Source organism: Pseudoalteromonas sp. SIMBA_162 (assembly GCF_046535955.1).
GTDB classification, from domain to species: Bacteria; Pseudomonadota; Gammaproteobacteria; order Enterobacterales; family Alteromonadaceae; genus Pseudoalteromonas; species Pseudoalteromonas marina.
The window spans coordinates 139262-148760 of the sequence record NZ_JAWJBQ010000009.1; the positions used below are offsets into that span (position 1 = coordinate 139262).

A 9499-nucleotide genomic window follows, 5' to 3' on the forward strand; every position below is an offset into this window, starting at 1 on the left:
CATGGATGATGCTATAGATTTAGCCAAGCGTTAGTTTACGCGGGTTTGCCAAGGTGGCGATGGATATTGCATGAGGCAATGTGAGGGTAAACAAGGTTGTTTACTCGTTCAGGGGATGAAAAAACGGATTATAGATAGTGGATATCTAGCAGGAAGCAGTCCAATTGGGGCGTAACTTTAGTTACGCCTTAGTTCTTTGTACTACACAATTGCAATAATTTTATACATTAAAAGCATAGAACACTTAGATTTTGTGTGGTGGAACGACAACACTTTTTAAAAACTCATTTTCCATAATAAGCATTCCCTGATACGCATTTTCACCGTCACTTGAAAACTCAAATGAAAACTCACTTTTTATTCCTGGTTTACCACTTTTTAGAAAACCAAAACGGCGCTTAGTGCACGCAACACTCATAAGTTGCACATTTAATTGCTCACATTGACGTTTAGCATGAACATTAGCCGCTTCGGCGACTTTTCTATTTAGCCAAAACAAATAAATAACACTACCAATTAATATAAACGTCCATAAACTTGCCATTTAAGAGAATAACCTTCCAATTGCACGAGCGAGGGCTTCGCTTCGATCTTCTTTTCGTAATAAACCTAATAGGTGAGGTCGAATGGTCGGTATTGCAACTAAGTCAGCAAAAATACTTGGAAAAAGCGCCTCTATTTTTTGATGTTGAGCACAATTATCCATAAATATATGCAATCGTTTAGGGTCTTCCAACTGAACAAAGCAACGCCCAGCAATTGTTAAAAGTACGTCAGAGTCGCTTTTTAGAGCTGAATTCAATGTTGCATCAACAAGCTGCGCGCACAAACCTTGTGCCTGACCTTTAGACATTGAGCGTAGTGCAGCGGTTAACGCTATAGTATCACTATTATTAATAGCTGTTTGACCCTGCGCGAGTAAAAGCTCACTCAATGTTGTTGGTATTGCAACATGTTCAAGCATTGCACTTAGTGGCTGTAATACTTCAAGGGGTAAATGTGCCCAGGCTTTTTGTAAGTTACTTAAGTTTTGATCGTTATCTAGGCGCAGCGCAAAATCAGCAATGCCTTGTAGTGCAACACTTTGCCAATTATCAAAGCCTAACTTTGCACTAAAATATAGCTGAGCGTATTCGTAATATTGTGAAGCAGGTTGCTTTAGTAACACTTTAACTTGCGCGTTAAATGCAGCCAGTTTATTTGCATTAGGCGTAAACACATAAGGATTGTTATCAAGCTTGCCATCTGCTTTTTCACCCGTAATTTCAGTGCCAAGAGCTTGAATAACCATATCGGCAAAGTGATCACGACTTGCACTAACTAATTTACTTTGCTCATCTAGTGGAAATTTTAAAAACCACACATAGGGTTCTTTGCTCGCTTTGGTATCCCAGAACTGAATTGCTAGCCACGCATGACCAGCAAGCGGATAAGGGTAAGGTACTTGAGCTTGTTCAATAGCTAAAAACTGTTGTTTATCGAGTTTAGTAATGTGCCTGCCAATATCAAAAGCCCGCCATTGCGTGCCAGCACCATCTAAAAGTTGGCCTAAGGTTGCTATTTGATCACTCATTGTTTTCCCGGTCGTTTTTAACTGCAAAATTGCACTAATTATACGCCATAGCGAGCTTTGTGGGAACAGGGTATAATTGCTGCATAACTTATAAAGAGGGTGGTTATGTTCCAACAGACCCAAGCTTATTTAGTGCAATTAAAAGCGCTATTACAAAAGCATCAACTTTGGCAATGTGAGCCAATTTCAGCAGAGGCACTAAATTCTAGTGTTCCCTTTTGTCACGATTCGATGGCGTTTGAGCAGTGGCTACAGTTTGTCTTTATTGAAAAAATGCAGCATTTGATCACTTATAATCAACCATTACCGCGAAACTTTGCAATTGCCCCCATGGCGCAAATGACCTTGATTAATAAATCAGGAGGAAATGAAATTATAGAGGTGCTGACACAGCTAGATGCACTATTAGGAGAACCGAATGAGTGAGCGCCTAGTGCCTACTGAATACGGCGAACTCGACATTTTGTATCAAGACGAAAACTTTGTAGCCATTAATAAACCGTCAGGGCTATTGGTACATCGTTCCTTTTTAGATAAACATGAAACTCAATTTGCGATGCAAATGTTGCGCGATCAGTTAGGGCAGCACGTTTTTCCAGTTCACAGGCTAGATAGACCTACGTCGGGTGTGCTGCTATTTGCTTTAAGCTCTGAAGCCGCGCGCGATATGAATCAGTTATTCATTGAAGGTACTATTGCTAAACGATATTTAGCTCTAGTGCGCGGATTTGCCCCTGATTCGGTTTTTTTAGATAAGCCTTTAAAAGAAGAGCTTGATAAAATTGCCGATAAATTTGCAGATCAGAATAAAGCACCTCAAGAGGCGCAAACTCAGTTTAATTGTTTGTATCAAGCTGCATTACCTATTCCAATAGGCAAATACCCAACGGTTAGGTACTCATTAGTTGAGTGTTTTCCTAAAACAGGGCGCAAGCATCAGATTCGCCGGCATTTAAAACATTTATCATTACCAATAATTGGTGATGTTAATCATGGCGATAATCAACATAACCAATTTTTTAGGGATCATTTTGAATTACGACGCTTAATGCTGTTTGCAACTGAGCTGAGTTTTGTGCACCCTTACACCACCAAAGCAATAACGATTAAAGCGCCACTAGGTCATGATATGCTACAGATTTGTGAGCAACTTGGTTGGCCAAACGAAGAGAAGGATTATTAATGGCACATATTAGTATTTTTGTGGGCACTGTAAATGGTGGTGCTCAACGTTTAAGTGATGATATAGCTGCAACTATTAAGCAGGCTGGTCATAGCGCAGCGGTCATCACAGAGGCTTCGCTTGACGATATTAAAAACGCATCAAACATATTAATTGTTACCTCAACGACAGGCCAGGGTGACGTGCCAAGTAACCTAGCTGGCTTATATTATGCGCTTAATAGCAGTTTTCCTATGCTTACAGATAAGCCATTTGGAGTGGTGGCTATGGGCGACAGAAGCTATGGTGATACTTTTTGCGGTGCAGGTAGAAGTTTTGATGAACTATTACGTGATTTACAAGCAAAACCTGTCGGTAACCGTTTAGAAATTGACGCGTGTGAAGATTTTGAGCCTTGGCCAGTGACAGAGCCTTGGTTAAAAGCATGGCTTGAAAAGCTCCCAGATTAATTTTTATATACCAACAAAAAAGGAGCGCATGCGCTCCTTTTTTGTTGGCTGAAATTAACTACTTCTTACATCTACTTTAAGCTTTAATTTTTGCCCCGGTTGCAAGTACTTTTGACCTGCTAAATTATTCCATTTGATAATTTCGCTTACCGTTAAATTAAACTTAGACGCAATACGCGCAAGTGAATCGCCTCTTCGTACTTTGTACGTAATCGTGCGATTAGTGCTTTTTGGTGCGCTGGTGGTTTTATTTTGTGATTTATACACTGTGAGCTTTTGATTTAAGCGTAGCACAGCGCTTTTTTTAAGTTTATTCCACTTTGCCAATTCATCCATGGTCACATCGTATTCGCGGCTGATATCCCATAAGGTATCGCCACTTGTTACGGTATGCGAAAGCTTAGTGCGTGATGTTTTATTTGCAGCCATACGCATTTGCTTTGGTAAGTGCTCGCTATTTATTGCACCATCGGTTAACGGGACTAGTAGCTCTTGCCCAATGCGTATCGTATTTGAATTAAGCTTGTTCAAAGATCTAATTGCGCTGGTGCTAGTGGTAAACTTTTTAGCAATTACAGATAAGCTGTCGCCGCTTTTTACCACGTATCGTTGCCAGCGAAGCCTATTTTTAATATCAGTATTGGCAAGCTTTTCAGAAAACTGCTGCGCTTTATCAATAGGTAAAAGCAAAGAGTGGGGGCCATTTGGATCTGTAGCCCAACGGTTAAACCCAGGGTTTAATCTGTAAAGCTCTGTTAATGTCATGTCGGCCATTTCGGCGGCAAGTGCTAGGTCTATTTGTGAGCCAACATCAACTACTTCTACTACTTGGGCGTTGATAATGGGTTTCCACGTTACATTAAATTCATCCGAACGTTTTAATAAGTCAGCTAGTGCCAGTAGCTTTGGTACGTAAGCCGTGGTTTCTCTTGGTAAATCTAATGACCAAAAATCGGTAGGCAAATGCTTTTTACGATTTTTTTTAATTGCGCGCATCAGGCGCCCTTCACCGGAGTTATAGGCGGCTATGGCATTGAGCCAATCACCTTCAAGTGTTTTGTGAAGATAAGATAAGTAATCTAGCGCTGCACGGGTTGATTGCACAATATCTCGGCGGCCGTCGTACCACCAGTTTTGTTTTAAATCAAAGCGCTCACCCGTTTGTGGCATAAATTGCCAAATACCCGAGGCGGTTCTGTGAGAGTAGCCAAAGGGATCAAAAGCGCTTTCTACAATAGGAAGGAGCGCAATTTCGATTGGCATCTCGCGTTTCTCTACTTCTTCAACAATAAAGTGAAGGTACGGCTCTGCACGCTTTGAAATACGGTCTAAATAACGTTGATGCTTCGCATAATAATTTCGCTCGGTCACAACCGGGCGGTTTTGAGGAACATTAATCGATAATTGGTAACGAATACGCTCCCATACATCGTCAAATACTGGCGCATCTTGTTCATCGCTATCTAGTTCTTGATATTGCGCGTTTACCATTAATGCATTGTTAATATCATTTGGGCTTGCACCTTCAAGCTTATTATTAGCTTGATTTGCGACCTGAGGGTCTGATTCTAAGGTAGTCAATGTTTGACAACCACTTAGCGCAAGCGCCAAGGTTAGTATAAGAGGAGATTTATTCATAAATACCAATACATCGGGTAAAAAACTCGGCAAATGTTACCTTTAATAAACTAACATTACCACTTTATGACAATTACAGCAGTTAGTAGAAAGTGTTCATGTATTTCAAGTTAATGATTTAAAATAATAAACTTATATGCGCTAAAAATTATCTTTGAACTTTCTCAGAGCAGCAAAGTTATGCCAAGGTTCATTGTTTTTTGTAACCGAGATAAATTCTTTAGGTACTTCCTCTATAATGTTTGGAATGTCGCTGCGCATAAACGGGTTTATTTTAAGCTCTTGGCTTATAGTGGTTGGCAGTGAAATTTTATCTTCTTTCCTTAACTCATCTACCAGCTCACTGTGTGCAAGTAACGATGGATTACGAGGCTCAACGGCTTTAGCAAAAGTTAAATTAGCTTGTGTATATTCGTGGGTGCAAAACACTTTACACCCTGCTGGTAGCGTTTTTAATTTGTTTAGAGAATGCCACATTTGTTCACTAGTACCTTCAAATAAACGTCCACAGCCACCACTGAATAATGTATCACCAGTAAATGCCATGTTGTCATTTACAAAACAAATGTGATCAAGTGTATGCCCTGGAGTTGTGAGCACTTTAAAGTTGATGCCTAAAACATCAATACTATCGCTCTCAACCAATGGATGCGTCACTCCTTTAAAGGGGCTATTTTTAGGCCCATAAACCTTTATTGTTGGGTCATCTTTTACTAGCTGCGCAACGCCATCGGTATGATCGTAATGATGATGGGTAATTAAAATGCCACCCAGTGTTAAGTTTTCTGCTGCGAGATGAGCAAGCACAGGCTCAGCCTGCCCAGGGTCAACGACCCATGCTTTAGAGTTGCCCTCAGTGGTTAAACACCAAATGTAATTATCTGAAAAGGCTTTAATTGCTTTGACTTGCACCATGTTAAATTGCTCTATAAAGTGACACTTAACGCATAGTATAACGAGCTCATAAAATGAAACCAGCCCTTAGTTTTCAAGAAGGACCCAAACCACTGTCGTGGCAGCAGTTCCCTCACGGGGATTATTTGCAAGCTGATATTGAACGTAAAATGCAATATTGGCTACCACGCATGTTTGGTTACCATATGCTTAAGTTAGGTAACTTAAGCGGTGAGTTAAATACAAGTTTAAGTACTATTAAGCACCAGGTGTGTGTCGCTGAGCCCGGACCATATACAGGGGTAGTGGCAGATATAGATGAATTACCTTTTTACGAACATAGTGTTGACGCGTGTATTTTAAGCCATTGTTTAGAGTACCACTCTGACCCACATCACATTTTACGCGAAGCTCATCGAACACTCATACCTGGCGGCTACGTTTTAATTACCGGGTTTAATCCGCTGAGCTTGTGTGGGTTGGCTCAAATGTTGCCGTTTAGCGGGCAAAAATTACCGTGGACAGGACGATTTTTTACCCCAGCAAGGGTAAAGGATTGGCTAAATTTATTGGGTTTTGAAATTGTAAGTGACGAGCGGTTTATTTACTCATCACTTGCTAGGGGAAACAGGTTATCACGGTTTGAATTTTGGCGAGCATTTGCCAAGCAGTATTTAAAACCTATGGGTAGTGTTTATATGCTGGTGGCTCGAAAACGCGTTGCGCCCCTTACACCTATAAAGCCTAAGTGGCACGCACGTCCACAATTTGTGCCTGTTAAAGGAGCGGGGCTTAGGCAAACTTCAAAGCAGCATTACAAAACGTGCGACCAAAAAAATGACAACCATTAGTATCAAGTAAATTAAGGCTGGTAGCCCACATCTTCGAGTAAATCTGTGCTGCCAGCTGCATCACGAGCTAAATCGTCGACAATTTCGTTGTACTTATGGCCGCTATGACCTTTAACCCACTTCCAATTTACGGTGTGTTTGCTGCAAGCTGCATCTAGGCGTTTCCATAAGTCCACATTTTTAACTGGCTTTTTAGCTGACGTTATCCAGCCGCGTTTTTTCCAGTTTGAAATCCATGACTCGATACCTTGTTTTACGTATTGACTATCGGTAGTAAGGTTTACAACACAAGCACGGTTAAGTGATTCAAGTGCCACTATAGCCGCAAGCATTTCCATGCGATTGTTTGTAGTGAGCTTATAGCCTTGGCTTAATTTTTTTTCATGGGCGTCATAAATCATAAAAATACCATAACCACCGGGGCCTGGATTACCTAAACATGAGCCATCGGTGTAAATCTCTACGGTTTTTTGCACTGTTTTACCTTGATCTTATGTACAATAAAGTGATTATAGAAAGATACCAGAGTCAGGCTTAATTCGATATGGCACGCAGACAAATAGTTTTAGATACAGAAACAACCGGCATCGACCCTAAACAAGGGCACCGAATTATAGAGATTGGTTGTGTAGAGTTAGTAAATCGCCGTTTAACGGGTAATAACTTTCATGTTTATATTAATCCGCAACGTAGCATAGAAGAAGAAGCGATTGACGTCCACGGTATTACCAATGAGTTTTTACGCGACAAACCGCTTTACCGCGATATTGCACAAGAGTTTTTTGATTATATAAAAGGTGCTGAACTTGTAATTCATAATGCCCCGTTCGATGTGGGCCACATGGATAATGAATTTGCATTGCTTAATCAAGGTTTTCCAAATACGCATGATTACTGTCAAGTTCTCGACACGCTTAAAATGGCGCGTGACTTGCATCCAGGACAAAAGAATAACCTTGATGCGTTATGCCGACGTTACGACATAGATAACGCTAAACGTACCTTGCACGGGGCGTTACTGGATTCTGAAATCTTAGCTGATGTTTATCTTGCCATGACAGGCGGACAAACAAAGTTAAACTTAAATCAAAATAAAGATGATGGTAGTGAGCAACAGCAAGGCGGCATAAGACGTTTAAACAGTGAAAGAGCGCCATTGGTAGTATTACGCGCTACAGATGAAGAGCAAAGCGCACACGAAGCCAGATTGGATATTGTAAATAAAGAAGGCGGCCAATGCCTATGGCGCGCTGAATAAGGCCTTATAATGAGAATAATGTATTTTGTAACCGTGCTATGTGCACTCAGTTTGTTATCAGGTAACGCATATAGCGCAGAGCAAGTTGAAGTTTTAAAACGGGATGGCCTACAAAATGAAATCCCCTTACTCGACAACCGCTTTCGAATTGACAGCCAAATAGACGAAATCACATTACTCTTTTTCAGAAAACCAGGGACACCTGCCGTTATTTTAGTTAGGCCTGATGGTAGTAAGTATTTTGCCACCAACGCAGTTAGGGATACTAATATTGAATGGTTTGACGAACTTAGTTATGACCTTGTCACCATAAAAAAACCAATGCCAGGCCCTTGGCAAGTTATAGGGAGTATTTTACCAGATAGCAGAATTGTTGTACTGGGTGAAATATCACTACAGGCAGAGCCATTACCTCCCATGCTTTTTAGAGGCGAAACGATAAAAGTAACTGGCCAAATTTTAAATGATGGTGAACCGATTAACGCTAATCTATTTAGAGATGTGGTTAGTCTTAATGTTGACTTTGTAAGTACGAATAACGATAGCTTTGCAAACTTTGGCGCAGGTACACAAGAAGTCGCCGAATTTAAAGACGACGGGCGTGGATTTGATGAACGTCCAAAAGACGGTGTATTTACCGGTGAGTTTAAACTTGTGTTCCCTGAAGGTGAGTGGACCCCAGAACTTTACATTTCTACTCCTTTACTGCAACGCAGAATCGTGCAAGACACCATTATTGTTCACGAACCCCCCTTTGCTTTTAATATCGCGCTTGCAGATGAAAATATTGATGAACACAAATTAACGATCACAACAGACAACAAAATAGTTAAACCAGAGACCGTTATTTTTCAGGGTAAGATTTATTACCCTAACAACGAAGAGCAAATGTTTACTATAAACGCTGCGCCAGGTGAGACAAGAGAGTTAATAATTAAAAACTATGACTGGGGGCGCTACAGTGTCGAACTGTCTGTATTTGGTACTAATAACAATGGCCGTGAATTTATGGCCACTTTACCAACCTATAAATTTGAAATAGCCCGGCCAATAGAAGCGGTACCAGAAGTTGACCCTGCAACCGTTGTTGAAGCCGAGCAAACCACACCCATTGAGCCGGAAGAAGAAAAAATGGCCACATCCACCATTGTGGGCTTAATAATCGGCGGTAATATTTTAATTATACTGCTTGGCTGGTTAGCTATTCGAATATTTGTGCAAAAAAAACCGATTAAAATTAAACTATCGTTACCTTTTTTAAATAAAAAGAAACACGCGAATCAAGATGCCGACGACACAGAAAAAAATCAAGTAGACAAAAATGGTTCAAAAAATGACAAATCAGGTGAAATTTTAAACCTTTCGATGTCAGATGACTAAAAAACCTGTAAAAAAACAAAAAAGCCCTTGACGAAATAGGGGCTGGTTCGTATTATTCACGCCGCTGTCAGGGAGACCTAAACAGCAACGAAAATGCGGAGTGGTAGTTCAGTTGGTTAGAATACCGGCCTGTCACGCCGGGGGTCGCGGGTTCGAGTCCCGTCCACTCCGCCAATTTTCGACAATTTGTAAGTATGCGCTGGAGTGGTAGTTCAGTTGGTTAGAATACCGGCCTGTCACGCCGGGGGTCGCGGGTTCGAGTCCCGTCCACTC

Annotated in this window: 11 protein-coding genes and 1 tRNA gene; 7 read left to right on the forward strand and 5 right to left on the reverse strand. The window is 41.0% G+C overall.

Translation table 11 applies throughout. From position 1 onward, the window contains the following. Positions 1-244: 244 nt before the first annotated feature. Together R0J88_RS09065 and R0J88_RS09070 are read right to left on the reverse strand one after the other, a co-directional pair. Entirely contained in the window at positions 245-544 is a 300-nt protein-coding gene (locus tag R0J88_RS09065; RefSeq protein WP_010557125.1) for a DUF3301 domain-containing protein, read from the reverse strand. Continuing rightward, positions 545-1573, reverse strand: coding sequence for a DUF3549 family protein (locus tag R0J88_RS09070; protein WP_410899720.1), 1029 nt, complete (start codon positions 1571-1573; stop codon positions 545-547). 105 nt (positions 1574-1678) lie between these two features. Here R0J88_RS09070 and R0J88_RS09075 point away from each other — a divergent pair, with 105 nt between their 5' ends. From R0J88_RS09075 to R0J88_RS09085, 3 genes are read left to right on the forward strand one after another with little or no spacing between them, the layout of a single operon-like run. Then, positions 1679-1999 (forward strand): YqcC family protein, encoded by a 321-nt coding sequence (locus tag R0J88_RS09075; protein ID WP_006794057.1) that lies wholly within the window; start codon positions 1679-1681, stop codon positions 1997-1999. Then, positions 1992-2756 carry a tRNA pseudouridine(65) synthase TruC gene (gene truC / locus R0J88_RS09080; RefSeq protein WP_410899721.1) on the forward strand — a complete coding sequence of 255 codons (765 nt, stop codon included), beginning with the start codon at positions 1992-1994 and terminating at the stop codon, positions 2754-2756. Before R0J88_RS09075 ends, truC begins: the two co-directional genes overlap by 8 nt. Further along, positions 2756-3205, forward strand: a complete 450-nt coding sequence (locus R0J88_RS09085) for a flavodoxin (RefSeq protein ID WP_039038071.1) — start codon at positions 2756-2758, stop codon at positions 3203-3205. Before truC ends, R0J88_RS09085 begins: the two co-directional genes overlap by 1 nt. Positions 3206-3259: 54 nt before the next feature. Here the strand turns inward: R0J88_RS09085 and R0J88_RS09090 are convergent, their stop codons facing one another. Next, positions 3260-4843 carry a LysM peptidoglycan-binding domain-containing protein gene (locus R0J88_RS09090; protein ID WP_410899722.1) on the reverse strand — a complete coding sequence of 528 codons (1584 nt, stop codon included), beginning with the start codon at positions 4841-4843 and terminating at the stop codon, positions 3260-3262. A 141-nt stretch (positions 4844-4984) separates the two neighbouring features. Further along, entirely contained in the window at positions 4985-5758 is a 774-nt protein-coding gene (gloB, locus tag R0J88_RS09095; RefSeq protein WP_410899723.1) for a hydroxyacylglutathione hydrolase, read from the reverse strand. A gap of 53 nt (positions 5759-5811) precedes the next feature. Here gloB and R0J88_RS09100 point away from each other — a divergent pair, with 53 nt between their 5' ends. Then, entirely contained in the window at positions 5812-6588 is a 777-nt protein-coding gene (locus R0J88_RS09100; protein WP_008132180.1) for a class I SAM-dependent methyltransferase, read from the forward strand. An 11-nt stretch (positions 6589-6599) separates the two neighbouring features. Here the strand turns inward: R0J88_RS09100 and rnhA are convergent, their stop codons facing one another. Further along, entirely contained in the window at positions 6600-7064 is a 465-nt protein-coding gene (rnhA, locus tag R0J88_RS09105) for a ribonuclease HI (RefSeq protein WP_006794051.1), read from the reverse strand. Between the two features lie 68 nt (positions 7065-7132). Here rnhA and dnaQ point away from each other — a divergent pair, with 68 nt between their 5' ends. From dnaQ to R0J88_RS09120, 3 genes are all read left to right on the forward strand, one after another. Then, positions 7133-7846 carry a DNA polymerase III subunit epsilon gene (gene dnaQ, locus R0J88_RS09110; protein WP_410899724.1) on the forward strand — a complete coding sequence of 238 codons (714 nt, stop codon included), beginning with the start codon at positions 7133-7135 and terminating at the stop codon, positions 7844-7846. Positions 7847-7855: 9 nt separating this feature from the next. Next, positions 7856-9226 (forward strand): TIGR03503 family protein, encoded by a 1371-nt coding sequence (locus R0J88_RS09115; RefSeq protein ID WP_410899725.1) that lies wholly within the window; start codon positions 7856-7858, stop codon positions 9224-9226. A 97-nt stretch (positions 9227-9323) separates the two neighbouring features. Then, positions 9324-9400 (forward strand) — tRNA-Asp (locus R0J88_RS09120). Positions 9401-9499 lie beyond the last annotated feature (99 nt).

Excerpts from the sequence above, each read along its gene's own strand:
- R0J88_RS09065 (WP_010557125.1), bottom strand. The coding sequence starts at position 544 with ATGGCAAGTTTATGGACGTTTATATTAATTGGTAGTGTTATTTATTTG.
- R0J88_RS09070 (WP_410899720.1), bottom strand. The coding sequence starts at position 1,573 with ATGAGTGATCAAATAGCAACCTTAGGCCAACTTTTAGATGGTGCTGGC.
- R0J88_RS09075 (WP_006794057.1), top strand. The coding sequence starts at position 1,679 with ATGTTCCAACAGACCCAAGCTTATTTAGTGCAATTAAAAGCGCTATTA.
- truC (WP_410899721.1), top strand. The coding sequence starts at position 1,992 with ATGAGTGAGCGCCTAGTGCCTACTGAATACGGCGAACTCGACATTTTG.
- R0J88_RS09085 (WP_039038071.1), top strand. The coding sequence starts at position 2,756 with ATGGCACATATTAGTATTTTTGTGGGCACTGTAAATGGTGGTGCTCAA.
- R0J88_RS09090 (WP_410899722.1), bottom strand. The coding sequence starts at position 4,843 with ATGAATAAATCTCCTCTTATACTAACCTTGGCGCTTGCGCTAAGTGGT.
- gloB (WP_410899723.1), bottom strand. The coding sequence starts at position 5,758 with ATGGTGCAAGTCAAAGCAATTAAAGCCTTTTCAGATAATTACATTTGG.
- R0J88_RS09100 (WP_008132180.1), top strand. The coding sequence starts at position 5,812 with ATGAAACCAGCCCTTAGTTTTCAAGAAGGACCCAAACCACTGTCGTGG.
- dnaQ (WP_410899724.1), top strand. The coding sequence starts at position 7,133 with ATGGCACGCAGACAAATAGTTTTAGATACAGAAACAACCGGCATCGAC.
- R0J88_RS09115 (WP_410899725.1), top strand. The coding sequence starts at position 7,856 with ATGAGAATAATGTATTTTGTAACCGTGCTATGTGCACTCAGTTTGTTA.